16 protein-coding genes and 1 riboswitch are annotated in these 16,930 nt (G+C 39.2%); of the genes, 2 read left to right on the forward strand and 14 right to left on the reverse strand.

The genetic code is table 11. The annotated features are described in order from the left end of the window. Positions 1-225: 225 nt before the first annotated feature. Positions 226-309: riboswitch (cyclic di-GMP riboswitch) on the forward strand. Positions 310-325: 16 nt separating this feature from the next. Next, positions 326-1,171 (forward strand): GGDEF domain-containing protein, encoded by an 846-nt coding sequence (locus AB1K83_RS07255; RefSeq protein WP_413057485.1) that lies wholly within the window; start codon positions 326-328, stop codon positions 1,169-1,171. A 290-nt stretch (positions 1,172-1,461) separates the two neighbouring features. Next, entirely contained in the window at positions 1,462-1,656 is a 195-nt protein-coding gene (locus AB1K83_RS07260; protein WP_413057486.1) for a hypothetical protein, read from the forward strand. 112 nt (positions 1,657-1,768) lie between these two features. On the opposite strand, the gene AB1K83_RS07265 is transcribed toward AB1K83_RS07260, so the two are convergent. The 14 genes from AB1K83_RS07265 to AB1K83_RS07330 all read right to left on the reverse strand — a co-directional run bounded on the left by AB1K83_RS07265 (position 1,769) and on the right by AB1K83_RS07330 (position 16,896). Next, positions 1,769-1,981: an acetyl-CoA carboxylase biotin carboxyl carrier protein subunit gene (locus AB1K83_RS07265; RefSeq protein WP_413057487.1), complete on the reverse strand. Its 213-nt coding sequence runs from the start codon at positions 1,979-1,981 to the stop codon at positions 1,769-1,771. Positions 1,982-2,090: 109 nt separating this feature from the next. Then, positions 2,091-3,032 carry an MBL fold metallo-hydrolase gene (locus AB1K83_RS07270; protein WP_413057488.1) on the reverse strand — a complete coding sequence of 314 codons (942 nt, stop codon included), beginning with the start codon at positions 3,030-3,032 and terminating at the stop codon, positions 2,091-2,093. Between the two features lie 29 nt (positions 3,033-3,061). After that, positions 3,062-4,615: an acyl-CoA carboxylase subunit beta gene (locus AB1K83_RS07275; RefSeq protein WP_413057489.1), complete on the reverse strand. Its 1,554-nt coding sequence runs from the start codon at positions 4,613-4,615 to the stop codon at positions 3,062-3,064. Between the two features lie 69 nt (positions 4,616-4,684). Then, entirely contained in the window at positions 4,685-6,370 is a 1,686-nt protein-coding gene (locus tag AB1K83_RS07280) for a class I adenylate-forming enzyme family protein (protein WP_413057490.1), read from the reverse strand. Between the two features lie 48 nt (positions 6,371-6,418). Next, on the reverse strand, positions 6,419-7,957 hold the full coding sequence (locus tag AB1K83_RS07285) for an acyl-CoA carboxylase subunit beta (RefSeq protein ID WP_413057491.1): 1,539 nt from the start codon (positions 7,955-7,957) through the stop codon (positions 6,419-6,421). A gap of 55 nt (positions 7,958-8,012) precedes the next feature. Next, positions 8,013-9,218, reverse strand: a complete 1,206-nt coding sequence (locus AB1K83_RS07290; protein WP_413057492.1) for a saccharopine dehydrogenase family protein — start codon at positions 9,216-9,218, stop codon at positions 8,013-8,015. A gap of 111 nt (positions 9,219-9,329) precedes the next feature. After that, entirely contained in the window at positions 9,330-10,550 is a 1,221-nt protein-coding gene (locus tag AB1K83_RS07295; protein WP_413057493.1) for a saccharopine dehydrogenase family protein, read from the reverse strand. Between the two features lie 185 nt (positions 10,551-10,735). Then, complete coding sequence (locus tag AB1K83_RS07300) at positions 10,736-11,857, reverse strand: hypothetical protein (RefSeq protein WP_413057494.1); 1,122 nt, start codon at positions 11,855-11,857, stop codon at positions 10,736-10,738. A 320-nt stretch (positions 11,858-12,177) separates the two neighbouring features. Next, positions 12,178-12,744, reverse strand: a complete 567-nt coding sequence (locus tag AB1K83_RS07305; protein ID WP_413057495.1) for a TetR/AcrR family transcriptional regulator — start codon at positions 12,742-12,744, stop codon at positions 12,178-12,180. A gap of 431 nt (positions 12,745-13,175) precedes the next feature. After that, the gene (locus tag AB1K83_RS07310; protein WP_413057496.1) at positions 13,176-13,334 is read right to left on the reverse strand and encodes a hypothetical protein; all 159 of its coding nucleotides are present in this window, start codon (positions 13,332-13,334) and stop codon (positions 13,176-13,178) included. Between the two features lie 132 nt (positions 13,335-13,466). Further along, positions 13,467-14,240 (reverse strand): alpha/beta fold hydrolase, encoded by a 774-nt coding sequence (locus tag AB1K83_RS07315; protein ID WP_413057497.1) that lies wholly within the window; start codon positions 14,238-14,240, stop codon positions 13,467-13,469. Between the two features lie 43 nt (positions 14,241-14,283). Further along, entirely contained in the window at positions 14,284-14,814 is a 531-nt protein-coding gene (locus AB1K83_RS07320; protein ID WP_413057498.1) for a histidine phosphatase family protein, read from the reverse strand. A 275-nt stretch (positions 14,815-15,089) separates the two neighbouring features. Beyond that, the gene (locus AB1K83_RS07325) at positions 15,090-15,872 is read right to left on the reverse strand and encodes an enoyl-CoA hydratase/isomerase family protein (protein WP_413057499.1); all 783 of its coding nucleotides are present in this window, start codon (positions 15,870-15,872) and stop codon (positions 15,090-15,092) included. Between the two features lie 46 nt (positions 15,873-15,918). Next, on the reverse strand, positions 15,919-16,896 hold the full coding sequence (locus AB1K83_RS07330) for an NAD(P)H-dependent flavin oxidoreductase (protein WP_413057500.1): 978 nt from the start codon (positions 16,894-16,896) through the stop codon (positions 15,919-15,921). Between the last annotated feature and the right edge of the window lie 34 nt (positions 16,897-16,930).

Here is a 16,930-nt window from a genome sequence, read left to right on the forward strand (position 1 = left end):
ATTGTTTAACAATATGGCCCGATTGTTGCGCTTAACAGTTATTGCTATTCTCCTAGATTAAATGTAATCAGAAACAAACAGCTGCTTAGCTCCTGTCACAAACATAAATACATAAGCTTCATATAGGTGTTGGTTCATCCAGAGACAATGGATACAGATGTAAACCAGAGATTTAGTTAAACTTTGAGGCGTCTAATTGTTGTATACTTATTTACTAAGCAACTCTATTGAAAAAGGCAAAATTATCGAAAGATAATGACGCAAAGCCACAGGTCTAAGGCATTAAGCTAAGATGGCTGGGTTACCGAAAGGAGTAAGAAAGTAATTGAAAAGAAAACGTTTTAATTACTCATTAATTTTAATTTTTTTATTTACTGTTGGCCTTGTTATTATTGATACAATTCTGACTGAGGAAGCGAGTGGACATTATCCATTTATATGGTCACTCTCTCTGATTCCAATTATCTTGATTACAAATAAGTATCCTAAATGGAAAGTAATTATAGGGTCTGGAATCTTCTATAGCATTTTGAAGTACACAACAGAGTTTAGTCAAAAAATTAACCCTGATAATAGCGAAATTAGCGCACTTATTTTAGGTTCGTTCATAAATTGGTCTATTACTCTAACTTTTGGATACTATATAATCAAATCTTATAAATTATTATTAAAAGTAGAAGAGCTGACCATTACGGATTCTTTAACTGGTATTTACAATCGAAGATACTTAGAACTTTTTATGGAAAAAACTATCCCTATTAGTAAAAGGACGAACAGTTCTTTAGTTTTTATGTTGTTAGACATTGACCATTTTAAAAAAGTTAATGATGATTATGGTCATCAATGTGGGGATGAAGCTCTTAAGCATACTTCTAGTATTATTAATAAGAACATAAGAAACTCTGACGCTTTCGTTCGTTTTGGAGGAGAAGAATTCGCGGTCATTCTACCCAACACCGATGTTGCTGAAGCGCTAATAATAGCAGAACGTATACGTGAGGCTGTTGAGAAATCCGAGTTCATTTATAAAAATGAACGTATTCATTTTACAATCAGCATTGGAGTATCTTTTTACAATGGGGGTACTGTCGAGGAATTCATCGAAAGGTCAGATATTGCGTTATATAAAGCAAAAGAAAACGGTAGAAATCAGATAGCAATAATTAAGTGATAGAGATTTCACTGCATGGATCAAATTACCATTAATCCAATGGAATAAAGATTCGATGGCCCTCTTACTGCCCTATTTATTTGGATACTTAAAAAGACAAAGATTGACCGTAAACCTATGATACCAAGGGTTACGGTCATTCTTTCAACTTCTTAGCGTATTCATTTTTTAATGATACGTCCAAGGAGAACTTATAAAAATATCTTAAGCCCCCAATCAAACAACACATATTTTTACAAAGCACCTCCTAGTATGATCGATGTATCAACTTGAAGGGGGGTGCCTTTCTAATGCCACAAAAACCATTGACCATAGATCCCGTTACATTGCATCCTGCGCTGAACGACGGCCTGACGGCCATTTCATCCAAATACCCCGTTTCTTGTACCATTAAAACTTGGCAATGCCAAGGTCACCTTCCAGAATGGCGTGGAGGAGCGCCTCATCCAGACCGTCATAAGGGAGCTGATCCATCGATGGGGTAGCATTATACCAGGGTCCAAAACATCTTTATCATCTGCGGAAGATATCGAAAAGGAAGTCATCCATTATCATCCTGAACATACCGAATGCGCATGTTACAGCCGTCAAATCATTTTATTCAATTGTTGCAATTATATCGCCTTCATTCACAAAGTCACCTTCAGAAACGTTCATACTTTTAACAATCCCAGCTTTTTCAGCTTCGATTGGAATTTCCATCTTCATAGATTCCAAAATAACAATAACTTGGCCTTCCTCAACTTGCTCCCCTTCATTCACAACTACTTTCCAGATACTCCCCGCCATATTCGACTTCAATTCACTCATACATTGATTCTCCTATGTTTTAAATTTTCCGTACGTGAATGTGTAAAGTATATTAGGAATGTCCCCCTACGCAGATCATTATTAAACTAACTTGAGTGCTAAATCATGATTATATTAAATAATATCGCCATTCCCCTTCTATTATCTCTCTCTTCAGCTGGCCATCGTATCGTAAGTATTCCAAATGTGCCAGCGTCTCACCTAAAGCAAAACGCATTTCATGAACATCCATATCCTTGTCAAATAATTTTTTGCAGATTGAATAAACCGTTACGCCATTTGCAATTTCATTCATTACAAAATCCAGCCTTTCTTCATGATGTATAATTATTTCATCAATTCGCTTATTTGCATGATGAAAAGGATCGCCGTGTGAGGGGATAACATATTCCACATCTAGTTTCTTGATTTTTTTCAGAGATGTTATATATGATTCCAAGGGGTTCTTAATACCATGGAACCAATATGCAACATTGGGTGTTATATTGGGCAATATATGGTCGGTTGATATAAGGACGCTTTTTTCGCGATTATAAAATACTACAAGCCCGTCTGAATGCCCCGGTGTGAAGATAACCTCATACTCGCAGCGCCCTATTTGGATTTTTTCCCCCTCCTCAAAGTAATGATCAACTTTGGGATATGGTGTAATGACAGATGAAAATCCTACCGTATTTGTTGACATTTCACTTGCTGTTTTCATAGGAACTCCGGCAAGCTTATAATTATGACGAAGTCCTTGCGTGAAGTTTTCTTCCCATACGGTCATACCCGATTGTTTATCAATCTCCGACATAGAAACCCTTGCACCTGTTTTCTGTTGAAGACCACCTGCATAGCCAAAATGGTCAGGATGATAATGAGATATTAATATATCAGTCACCTTTTTCCCTGTAAGAAACTCATCCCATATTGCTACTGTTTCTTTATTATGCAAACCCGTATCGATTACCGTCCAGCCATCTTCACTTTGGGCAATGAAACAATTTATATGGTTCAAGCGAAAGGGTAAATCAATTCTGATCGAAGTAATACCCAGTTCTGTAAGCATATGCAACCCCCATCCCAACCCCTTTATTTTTACGGACGCATCGTATGATTAGATAAACCTAAAAGTTGTGGTAATAATGAATAAGCATCTTCAATCCATTCACACAGTAGTGGTCTAGTATCCCGCGGATCAATTATTTCTTCTATGCCAAACGCCTCTGCGGTTTTAAAAGGCGATCGATAACTCTCAAATTGAGCCGCCAACTTTTCTAGTAATGCTTGTGGATTATCACTTGACTCCAACTTACGTCGGTAGGCAACTTGTATTCCGCCTTCTAAAGGTAAAGAGCCCCAATCTCCCGACGGCCAAGCGTATCGCAAGTGAAGTCCATGGCCATTAATCATACCGGCACCACCTACGCCATACACTCTTCTGAGAATAATTTCAATCATTGGTACAGAAGCTTGATAGATTGCTGATATGGCACGGACCCCATGCCTGATCAACCCATTCTTCTCAGAAGCTAAACCAATGGTCAGCCCCGGCTGATCAACAAAATTCACGATGGGTAGATGAAAAGTTTGGCATAAATCAACGAAACGTTCAATTTTATCGCAAGCCTTAACGGATAACCCCCCACCTCCGACCAATGGATCATTTGCTAAAAATCCGACGGGATGACCATTAAGCCTAGCGAATCCAACAACCGTTTCGCCACCATAGTCCCGTCCCATTTCAAAAATAGATTCACTATCAAAAATCTTCTCTAAGATGGGACGGATTTTATAAGGGGTACGCCTACTTCTAGGAATGACAGAAATAAGCTCTTCTTCTTTTCTAGTTGGCGAATCATCTGTCTTCATTACAGGCGGCAATTGCCAAACGTTAGTTGGAAGATAAGACAAGAAACGCCTGATTTGTTCAAATGCCTCATCTTCTGTTTTCACAACATTATCAATTGCTCCGCTTGAGCGATGTACCTCCACCCCACCCAATTCTTCTTTTGATAGGTCTTGTCCCATACCATGTTTAACAATCAGCGGCCCGGCAATAAATAGTTGTGAAATCCCTTCAACCATCACTGAAAAATGGGATGCCGCAACCCGTGCTGCCCCAAGTCCTGCAACAGACCCCAAACATGCTGCGACAACGGGAACCCGCCCCATATTATTCACGACATGATTCCAAGCAGGGTTAACGGGTATATACGCATAACCAAGGTCATCTAGAGATGAGACACTTCCCCCTCCACCGGTTCCATCCACTAGTCGAATGATTGGGATTTGTAAGTCATGTGCCATTAATTCCGAATACACCTGTTTCTCCATACTAGCCTGATCACCAGCTCCACCGCGCACAGTAAAATCATCTGCACATACTACGACTTTTCGATTGTCAATCTTACCTCTTCCAATTACGACATTGGTTGGTTGAAAATCTTTCAATTCCCCGTCTTCATATTTCGCGGCTCCAGCAATAGCACCCGTCTCATGAAAAGTATCTTCATCAAGCAAACGACTTACCCTTTCTCTTACAGTTAATTTGCCTCTTGATTGATGCCTTTCAACACTTTCCTCTCCCCCCATTTGATGGGATAATTTTTGTCTTCTATAAAGCTCATCAATTTCAGGTTGCCATGTCATGATTCAGTCCTCCTTTAGAATTTAGACAAAAAGCACATCATTCCAAATTAACAATCTATTTTAATGAAATTAATTTACTATTTTAGTGACTTCCTCACTCTCCTCTTCCTTCAGAGATTTCCTTAACACCTTTCCTGAAATCGCTATAGGAAGACTATCTCGAAATTCAATATGTCGAGGATATTTATAGGCCGCCATATTCTTCTTGGACCATTCAATCATGTCAGATTCAGTCAACTTACCTCGGTATTCCGGTTTTAAAACAATAAACGCTTTGACGCTCTCGCCTCTTTTTTCGTCTGCTACCCCTATGACTGCAACTTGTGATATCGCTTCATGCCTTTCCAATAAAGCTTCCACGTCTTCTGGAAAAACACTGTAACCTGAACATTTAATCATCTCTTTGATGCGACCGGAAATATACAAATATCCTTCGTTATCGATCCATCCTATATCTCCGGTATGAAGCCAGCCATCTCTCAAAGTTTCATGTGTTTCCTTATCTCGTTTAAAATATCCTTTAAATACACCGGGACTTTTAATGACAATTTCACCCTGTTTTCTCGGCGGGAGATTTTCACCACTTTCCAAATCCAGAATACGTATTTCTGTGTCATAGGTTGGAATTCCACAGCTACCATATTTCACCTTATTCTTCGGCATAAAAGTATCAGCATCATGCGTTTCACTTAATCCATAAGTAGCTTCAAGCATTAAGCAACCCTCTGTTATCCTTTTCCACTCGTTAGCAAGCTTTTCACTTACCTGGATTCCAAAACTTGTTGCAAAGTTTACTTCTAGAGAAGTTAGATTCCTTTCTTCAATGCCCGGGTGATTTAAAATTGCGGCGTTCATCGGAGCTAATGTGTATAATAAATTTGTTTTATATTTTTCTATCGCGGAAATGGTTGCTTCAGGATCAAATCTTGTCATAAGTACACTTTCACAGGCACTGTAGATTGGAACGCATATCCCCACCATTTTTCCCCCAATATGGCAAAGCGGAGGAATGATAATTGTTCTATCATCTTCTGTATAGCCAAATGTATGACTCACTGCAGCTGCTTTGAATAAAGCATTGCCGAATGTAAGCATAGCCGCCTTGGGCCTTCCTGTCGTGCCTGAAGTAAAAGACATTAATCCAATATCTTCCCAAACATTAATTTCTGTGCTTTCGTTTAATGGCGGATATGTTTCCAATATTTCTTGCAAATCATTTGTGTTTCTTATTTTCTCTTTCTTAATTTTCAATTCCTCGGGAAGTGGCAAAGAAATATCTTTTGAGAGAAAGTCCGCGTAATTTGTTGTAATGATAAATTCGACTATCGGAATCTGTTCTTGGATAGCATGTAAATTGTGATACAATTCCTGACTGCACATTACAGCTTTAATACCTACTTCATTTATGAAATATTCCAGTTCAGCACCTTTATACATAGGATTCAAAGGAACAACAATTGCACCGAGCTGTTGGATTGCGAAATAACCAATTATATATTGAGGGCAGTTCTGCATATATAAAGCTACCCGCTCCCCTTTTTTCACTCCTTTATCTGTAAGGAATTGTGCAAGACGACATGTGGAATCATTTAATTGACTCCAACTGATTTGATTCCCGTAAAAATGGTAAGCTATCCGATTCGGGTGATCTATCGCATTCTGTTTTAAATATTCACGTAAGGGCTTTTCACCAAATTTATAGGTTAATGTTTCCGGAAGATTCTGTGGCCAGCTTTTTTTCAATATTTGTTCCAACTTTTCTTCCCTCCCTAATTCCTTAACATAGTAATACGATTCTTTTAATTAAAATTGTGTTGGCCAATTCGCAAGACGTCGTTCACTTTTCGAACCTTTTTTTGTACACGCATATTCAAGCGTTTGCGCTAAAAACTTCCTCGTATCTCTCGGGTCAATAATATCTTCTAATAAATACTTAGCAGCCGCCTTATATGGTGAACTGTCAAACCCCCATGATTTTAGTAGCTCAGCTCGTTCTTCCTCTGGGTTTGCTGATTGTTCAATTTTACGACCATACACAACATTAATTCCGACATCGGGACCCGTAAAGTTAATCTCAGCACCTGGCCATGCGACAACAAAGTCAGCCCCCATTGTCGGACCACACATATTTGCGAATGCTGCTCCAATACTTTTTCTAATAACAATTGAAATTTTGGGAACTGTGGATTGTGCAAGCGCTTGATTCCAAATTAAAATTTTAGTTGGCATTTTGTACTTCTCGGCGTCACGCGAGACACGGAATCCCGGATTATCATGTAAGAAAATCAAAGGGATATGATGAGAATCACAAAGACAAATAAATTCAGTGGCCTTTTCACATTCTTGAGGTCCTGCTGAGCCAGCATATTTCATAGGTTGGTTTGCAATAATTCCGACCACTCGTCCGTTTATCCTTGCTAAAACAGTTATAAGTGCTGCACCAAATGTTGGTTTGATTTCGAGATATTGTCCATCATCAACGATTATTTTTATTAATTTTTTCATGTCATACACTTGTGCCCGCCTAGTAGGCACAATATCAACGACTTCATCCAATCTTCTGAAAGGGTCATCCTCTGTTGCTTTAAAAGGTGGTTCTTCTGTAGCATTCAGTGGCATATAGCTAAAAAACCTTTTCATCTCTTGAATACATTCTTCTTCGGTCTCGCCAAAATGATCAATTTGTCCTGTCGTATTGGCGTGTAACTTCCATCCACCCAAGTCTTCGACAGCTGCCTTTTCACCAGTTGCGACCTCTAGTATACGCGGACCCACCACTGCCATAGAAACCCCTTTTCGTTGTGTCGCAAAATCAGAAGATACTGCCACCCATGCCGGGTCTCCAAAACTGTCACCCAATATGCCTGTAATCATTGGCACCTCACGTCTATGCAACAATAGCTCTTCCGGAAATAACATTTGGCTAATTCCATCGGACCCCATACCATCGGGCATACGAAGTCCTCCTCCTTCAGTTAAATGAAATATGGGTAAACCACGCTTAAGAGCGAATGCATGAATGGATTCAGTTTTTCTAGCATGAATTATCCCAGCAGTGCCCCCAAACACAGTTTTATCTATTGCTTGTACGACCGCGGGACGCCCATCAACTTTTGCAAGACCGACAATGATGCCATCACCAGCGCTTTTATTTTCACTGCCAACTTGGTCGGAATGGGCAAGCATTCCTAATTCTAAAAATGAATCAGGATCGACCAGCATATTGATTCGCTCCCTGGCGCTGTAAAAACCCTCCTCATGTAGTCGGGCAATTTTTTCTTTGCCACCACCAAATTTTGCATTTTCCCTTTTTTCCAATAATTCATTAATGACTTTTTCCATTTAAATACCCTCCGATAATCAATCAATATAGATAGGAGTAAAAAACACAAAAGCATTAGACAAGAATTGGCCTGCCAGCTCTTATTGTCTCGATTTTTCCATCCGACATAATTTTTTGTACAATCAAACCCGAGTTAACAGAGTCATGACTTATCTTTTTTCGATTACCTAATCCTTTAAATACGTCTATTGGATGTAAAACCTCTGGAGCAATGACACCTAAGCTTTCAACTTTCCCTTTAGCAATTAGTTCAGCACCAACAACTGCTGGGATTGCAACAGACTCCGCGGTTGTTTCCGAACTTACAGTTGTGTAAACATAACTTAATTCCTTTCCATCTTTAACGCCTTTAACAATCACCCTTAATCCCCCTAATCCTAAAGGTTCATCAAATGCAAGTAGTTCTTTATTTTCCTGAAGATATCTAACAATAAAATCACGTGGAGAAATTGTTGTTCCATTGAATTCAATTGGTTTAGTCGAATCGAATCCTAAATCAACGAGTTTTCTAAAAACATCGAAAACCTTTTCCGGTAATACCGCACCTTTATTAGTTACTCTTTCAACATCTGGATAAAAATGCGGAATTGTAATTGGCTCCGGATGGCCTATATCATAAACTTTAACGTTTCCAAGAGGTTCCGGAAAATCAACTTCCATAGCATTTTGTTCCGATAAAGGTTGGATCAGTGTATGCTCACCTTTATCAAAACCCGGAACTAATCCTGAACAACTATGGAAAAAATGATATAATATTGCCGATCCCACCTCTGGCTCTCCCATTACCCAAATCGTATCGACCTCTTTTGTTACATCCAATTCATCCATTCCCATTCTTGTAAGGATATTTGTTATCCCAGGTGAAGTTCCCATTCCTGTTAACACAGTAATACCTGCTTCTTTCACCTCTTGATCCATATCTAAAATAATCTTCGCAGCATCATAATCATCACAAATATCTACATAATGAACTTTTGCTTCCATACATGCCCGAATAATTGGAGGTGCAAATTTGTAATAGGGACCTACAAAGTTTAAAACAATGGTTGCACCTTTCAATATCTGATTAAGGCTATCGGCATCCGTTACATCAACTTGTAACGCTGAAACCTTAGCGCTATTAACACTCTCTGCTAGTCTTCGAGCTAAATCAATATTTATATCACCAACTACTATTTCATCAAAAGTATCGTTAAGTGCCAAATCCTTGACCGCGGTTGAGCCCATGGCACCCGCCCCGCCTAAAATAACTATCCTCATAGTTGTTAACCCCCTTATTTTAAGTAAGTTTCTAAGCATACTCCCATCGAGCGTGCTTATCTTTATGCCTTTGGTTTCTCTAGTAAATTACGTATTTTTAAATCGTAATTCTCACCAAAACTCTGGGAACATATTTTTATCCAAAAGAGAACCAGACTCAGTCTTCCCATCACGCATTCTCTTCACTTCGAATCCTTTATCACCTTCAAAATAATTAACACGGTTAAGAGCGGAAATCATTTCTTTTGGATCCAGACATTCGGGTGGAATTACACCCTTAATAGGAACTTTCCCTTCTAATATTAAGGTTGCGGCAACTCCAGCGGGTATTGATGTGCCATTCGCCATACTATCGGACGCTGATTTGGTAAATGTATAACTTGCTTGTCCGCCAGTGTTCTCACCAATAACTTCTATACGCACGGCACCAATTGACTTTTGTTTTCTTACTGAATTTCGCTTCTCCTTATCCTCATCTTGTTTTTGTTTAAACAAAGCCAACAAAAATTCAAGTGGAGCGACGGGTTCATCTCTAAACATAATCGGTTCTTCACTTGTCATCCCTATGTCGACAAGGTTTTTAAACATCGGATTTTGAAATTCAGGTAATAATGCTCCAAGGTTGGTGACTTTTTTAACTCCAGGAATAAACTTAGGTAATGTGACTGGTTCAGGATGCCCAACATGGTATAAAGTAACTGCTCCAACTGGATCTCCAAAGTCGATAATTTCCGAAGACCCTTTTTGAAACGCTTTAATATTTTGCTGCTTGCCACTCGAAAAGGTTGGTACCTCCCCCTTGATAATATGAAACATATGGGTTAATGCACCAAAGCCGCTTGGCTCAGCATCTCCGACTACCCAATAGGTGTTGATTTCCTCGGTACTGTCGAGTGCATCTGAGCCTAATCGCGATAATACATTTGTAATTCCCGGTGATGCACCGATCCCTATCAATGCTGTAATCCCTTTTTTCTTGGCTACATCATTCAGTTTCAATGCTTCAATTGTTACGTCATAATCATCGCAAATATCCAAATAGTCAACCCCCACATCAATAGCAACCTCTAATGCTTTCGTTCCGAAACGAAAATAAGGGCCAATAAAATTCATAACAAGGTTTGCATCTGTGATTAAATCGGCAAGCATAGCCTTATCATTTATATCCAAGAATTGCGCAGACACTTTGGAACCAAGTTGGTTCGCTAACTTGTTCGCTTGATCCACATTAATATCAGCAAGAACAATGTTTGTTATATTCTCCCTTTCAAGTAGATACTTGACCGCTGGCTGTGCCATATGAGCTGCTCCACCTAAAATAACTAATTTCATTATTTCTTCATCCTTTCATATTAAAATCCAATATCCTGGAGTAACTTCCAAGATTATGCCATGTATAGTACTCTTTTTTGGAGTCGTTCTGAGACGACTCCAAAATGGTAGAGTATAGTTACCTCTAGTGCATAAAACAATAACCTTCCCGAATGAGTGACTATTCGGCATAACGTAATATTCAGTTAATTTTTATTAAGCAATTCCTTTTCTGCATTTGAACTGACGCGACTTTTCATCCTATTCTTTATTTGGCTATATCCAATTGCAATGTAAAGAAAGATTCCCAAATACCCTGTTAAAGGATATACAGTTCCGACCAGTTTTCCAAATGGTAAATATATACCACCAATAAAAGCAATTACTATCAAAATGGATGCGATAATTGTATGCTTTCTAGTTTTTTCTGAGGAAATCCGATTACAAACGTACCAAAACATCGGTGCAGCCGTAGTATAAATTCCCGCATATATTACAATCGAAAATACTATGGCAAGAACCGGGTGTAGCTGATTAGCTAAAAATACTAAGGGTGCTTCTTTATCGAAAACGGATGTCAGATTCGCAAGCAATGCTAAAGTGATCAGAACAGTTGTTAAGGCATATACCACAATCCCGGCCCATATCCCCGAAAACGCCTCTTTATGACTATTAGCTGTTAAACCCATCTGAAGAAGAAAAGGGGCAGCCACAGTTATACCAAAGGCTGAATACAAAACACCTGAAAACCACCATGAGTTGACAGCTCGTACCGCCTCAATCTCTCCTAATACCTCGCCGGCATTGATAAGTCCATTCATATTATTTGTAATACTAATGACACTGATAATTATAATAAATATAATTATCAATGGTGCCACCCAACCAAGGACATCCACAAGCTTATTGAGACTCAACAAAAGCGTTATGAATATTAATCCCGCCATCAATGTTGATCCTACGAGTTTATTTACTCCATAAAACTCCGCAATAACTGTACCAGACCCTGAAATTAACGTTACGACTAAACAAAACAAAAACATTATGACAAACCATTCAAATACTGTCCCTATTACATTTCCAAAGTAATGTTTGTAGGCACTTGAATTTGTATTACTAGTATCTCGACCCAACGCTATTATAGAGGAACCGGCCCATCCAAATAGAATTGAAGCAATTACGATTGAGGCAATACTGATATATCCATGTGAAGCGTAAAACTGCAGTGATTCTTGCCCTGTAGCAGTGGCGGCCCCAATTAAATAAGCGCATAAGGCACCGGCTAGAATACTTATTCTTTTCCAACCTATCGAGTTCCCGTCTTTCATAATTCTCCCCCTTATTTTTTAATTCAGTTCGCCAAATGAGTTTTCTCACTGTAATTCAATTACCGTGAAACCTCGGGACTTCTGCAATAACAAGGATGGTATCGCTTTCAAAACACTGTGCAATTTCTTTTCAAGTACCACAGCTGATGATGTCCACCAAAAATAATTTTGATACCTTTTTCTCTCACATCCTTTCAAGATTTAAACTAAATATCCTTAATACTACGAATTAATAAGGATACGCCTCTTGCACTAACTAACCGGATAGTATGTTGGCTACAAAAAGACATAACGCCTATTAATGGCTTTAATAGACTCTTTCAATCCTTGACCATTCCTCCTAAAATCATTTCCGTATAAGTATTTACAAGTTCTTCTGGTGTTATTTTTCCATTTGGATTAAACCAATTATAACTGTAGTTTGCTAAACCCAAAACGCCTAAAGTCACCATTTCCACTGGTAAATCGGAACGAAACTCTCCATTGTTTACCCCATCCCGAATAACCTGTTCAATATTCAAGCGGAAAAGTTTACGCTTTTTTTCTATAGATTCAATGTTTTCATTCATAAGATGACGCATTTCACGAAAGAAAACACGGCCACTTGGACCCTTATCTTTAATATCATAGATTAACAACTCGATTATTTTCTTTAATGTTTCTTTATTTGACTTATTTTTGGCATCCAAGATTTGTTGTTGGCGTTCAAGTAAATTAGTAATATATTCATTGTGAATATCCATTAACAACTGCTCTTTACTCGAAAAATAATAATAAAACGTGCCTTTCGTTACCTCTAGCGCTTCCGTGATATCTTGGATCGTCGTTTGGCTAAAACCTTTCTTTTCAAAAAGTTCAATACTCTTTTCGGTCAACTTTCTTTTCATGAAGGACCCACCAGCTTTCTCTTTTATGTTTCCTTCAATTTACCATAAACACTTATCATGTGCTACATCTTAAAATGTGTGCGCTCTCCCATCCAAACTAGAATTTCCCCGGTAGTTGAATAAGATTTCCATTTCACCCTCTCCTTTTTTTATACTGACCAACCAGTATATTCAGTATATTGATTAAACTATATTCGAAAGTTAGTTATAATTCAAGCACTATTTTCAAAATTATAAAAATTTAATAATTACTATTATCTTAAAAACAAAAAATAATGCTTACTGTCAATAAGATAAGCATTTAAAAAGACCTATTATAAACAAGAACCTTTCTTGTTAGATGACAGAATTGTTGTAAAAATTCTGATTTGTAAACGACAGCTAGCTAATATCAATGATATAGCTAACTGTCAGTTTACCTTGTTCCAGGTCTACATCGATTGTTGGTTTGCTGCGCCTTGGTTGGTCATTTTAGATAACTGCGGTATCATATTTTGTAATTGTCCGCCGCGCCCAGTCATCATGCTATAGGCAGCAGCCCCGATCCCAATGGCCGCTACGATTGGTAATACCTGAATGTTATTCTTCATTTTCACTCCACCTTTCTTGTTGATTGTTATTCCTTAACCATTTATAGCTTGTGTATTACTTTATGAAATAAACAAGTGATTTTCTTCCATTGATTTGCAAAAAAGGATAGCAGGCATTTAATTTTTTCCGTTTTATACTCCATAATTAGAAACAAACTGCTTAATGAAATTATTCACTGCCGCGGCCGCTTTTGTAGGAAGCTGGTGTTTTACGCCACCTATGAGTATGCACTCGTTGACAGGGAGCTTTTCGTGTAATAAATGGGCGTAGCGATGCAACGGCTTATCTTTCTCTCCATACAGCAACAAAACAGGGGATTTAATTTGATCTAAACGGTCTGTACAGTTATAGTGCAAGCTGTATCGATAATATTGTTCAATATTTTGGGCTTCTCCCTTTTTCGCGTTGATATATAAGTCTTTAAACAATTGTCTAGTATTGGAGTTAGTAAAGGAAACGGATAGAGCAAGAGCTTTATGCGCCTTCGATTCCGCTAGCTTTACCCCTAAAGTGATTTTATTTTTTAATGATGGATCTTTCACTTCTGACATGGCTCCTATCAGAATGCCTCCTAGAGAACGCTGGGGGAATGTCAGCAAAAAATCTAGAGCAATGGACCCTCCAGTTGAGTAGCCGCAGATGAAAACTTTTTCTATTTTTAAATGATCCAATAGTTTTGTAATATCATGTGAAATTAATGGATAAGTCAACGTTTTTTCGGAAAACGAGCTATTTCCATGACCTCGTATGTCAAATAAAATAACTTTGAAGTGATTCGATAATTCATTCATTTGGTAGATAAAATTCGTGCTCGTGAGTAAGGGAGGATGGATGAACACGATAGGTATCCCTTCTCCTTGAACATGATAATACAAGTCCACTCCATCTACATTTATAATTGGCAACGCATTGCACATCCGTTTCAAGGAGATATTTTCCGACAATTTTTCAGCCCCAGATTCTCCTTACGTAATAGGAATCCTTTTTAACTTGCACTTCGTAGACATCCGGGTTCGACAATCCTGTCCATTCCTTCAGCCCCTGTATGCCATCAATTTGCATCAATAAAAGCGCCATTGTATTGCGATGAGTAGCTAGCACAGTGCCATCGGTTGCTGCTTCAAGCACTTCCATTCCCCTTTTGGCTACTTCGCGGCTTGACTCTCCGCCTGCCATTTTCAAGTCCATATCACGCACGGACTCTTCAAGGCGTTCTATCCAGTCTTTGAGGTTTTTTGAAATTAGCTTATGCTCACCTAGTCGACCGTCAATTTCCACTTGCAGGCCAAGGCTGTCCGCTGTTGGCTGAATGGATTGAACCGCTCTCGTAAAAGGGCTGGAAATGATTCGCTTAACATTCCGCTTCTCAAAAAAGCGCACCAGCTCTTTCGCTTGTTCTTTTCCCTCTCCAGTCAGTTCTGCCTTCTGCTCTTGTCCTGTAGCTTGACAATGCTTGACCAGATATATTGTTTTATCCATTTGTTCCGCTCCTAGTATCATTAATTACAACGTTTTTTCATTCTCAACAAAGGCAACCTTTTCTAGCTCTACACAGCCATTTATTGAATTGTCTACGCCAAAAAGGATTTCCTTCGTCAATTAAATCTATACCTTTTTCCTCTGTATCGACTCTTTTAGGACTCCTTGGCATTTTTATACGTACATAAAAACAGAAGAATGACCGTAAACCTTCGTTACCAAGGTTTACGGTCATTCCTTCTTACGTGCTATTTTATTCACTTACTAGTATGAAATCATTTGGAGATGAATTCCGGGGTACGTTTCTCTAAAAAGGCGCTTGTCCCTTCACTTTTATCCTCGGTTGAGAAAAGTATGGCTTGGGAAAGCTTTTCGATTAGTAAACCTGTTTTCATATCCGCGTCAAATCCAGCATGAATGGCCATCTTTGCAAATTTCACAGCTAACGGGCCTTTCGAGAGGATTTGAGCCGCTGTTTTTTCCACCGCTTTTTTTAACTCGACTAGTGGGACGGTTTCTGAAACAAGTCCGATTCTTTCCGCTTCTTCCGCTGTAATAATTTTCCCCGTTAAGATTAAGTCAACTGCTTTCCCTTTCCCGATCAAGCGAGCCATTCGCTGCGTGCCGCCCGCACTTGGAATAATGCCAAGATTCAACTCAGGGAGACCGAACTTTGCATTTGTAGAGGCGATCCGAATATCGCACGCCATTGCCAATTCACAGCCACCGCCGAGCGCAAAGCCGTTAATCATTGCAATTGTCGGTTTTTCATACGCTTCGATATAATCATAGATTTCCTGCATACCGCCGGGTGTGAATACATCCAAAGGTTCGCGATTTTTAAGTTGACTGATATCCGCTCCGGCAGCGAATGATTTATCTCCTTGCCCTGTAAAAATAATACAATTCGTTTCTTTGTCATCTTTTAATTTCTCGAGTGCGTCCTTCATTTCACCAAGTGTTTCTTTACTTAACGGGTTTCGCTGTTCAGGTAAGTTAATAATAATGTAAGCAAGCTGATTTGATTTTTCTACTAAGATGTTTTGATAGTTATTCATCTTTTCACCCACTCCATTTTTTTAGTAGTAAGGCATTCCCCGATTTTTAAACATTTATTGTAGTAGTGATTCGCTCCAATTTGTTTACAGTCCGCTTTGCCTCTGACACCATCTCTGTTATGAGTTCTTTTACGGTTGGGACATCTTTAATTCTTCCAACTGACTGCCCGCAAGAAAAAATACCGGCATCGATGTTTCCATCCTCATATACTTTCATTACTCTACGTCCCGAAATTAATGGTAATAGCTCATCAAGTTCTGCACCCCTACTTTCTGCTTCCATCACTTGCAAAGCGACTTCATTTCGTGCAACACGCGAGGTAGAACCGATTGTTTTCTGAATTAGGGTTGTATCCAATTCAGACGCCTGAACCATCCACTGTTTGACATTGTCATGCACCTGGGCTTCTTGCGTCGCTAAAAAACGGGTCCCCATCACAATCCCTTCCGCTCCAAGAGCAAGCATCGCGATCAATCCACGTCCGTCTGCAATTCCTCCACCTGCTAAAACAGGAATCTTGACAGCATCAATTGTCTGCGGAACAAGCACGACGTTCCCCACATCTTCCATGCCAGGATGGCCTCCCGCCTCAAACCCAATCACAGTGACAGCATCACAACCCACCCGTTCTGCTGTCTTGGCATATTTAACCCCTGCAACTTTGTGGATGACTGTGACACCGTTGTCTTTTAACACCTTCATATAAGGTTCCGGACTCCGACCCGAAGTTTCCACGATTCGGATGCCTTCCTCGATTAATACATCGATATATGCTTCATTCGGCATTTTTCGTACACTTGGGAACAGATTGATATTCACTGCTATGGGTTTTGACGTAGCCTTTTTCGCAATGCGTATTTCTTGGCGTAATTCCTCCGCCGTTTCGAAAGTGGCCGACGTAATAATTCCGAGTCCCCCTGCCTCCGATACAGCTGCCGCTAAAGGTGCACGGCCAACCCTAAATAAACCGCCACAAATAATTGGATATTCAATTTTCAATAAATCGGTTATACGCGTTCTCATCCTTTTCATCCTCCATTTACTTGACGTATATAAA

The sequence above is a fragment of the Sporosarcina sp. 179-K 3D1 HS genome (assembly GCF_047228905.1).
Taxonomy (GTDB): domain Bacteria; phylum Bacillota; class Bacilli; order Bacillales_A; family Planococcaceae; genus Sporosarcina.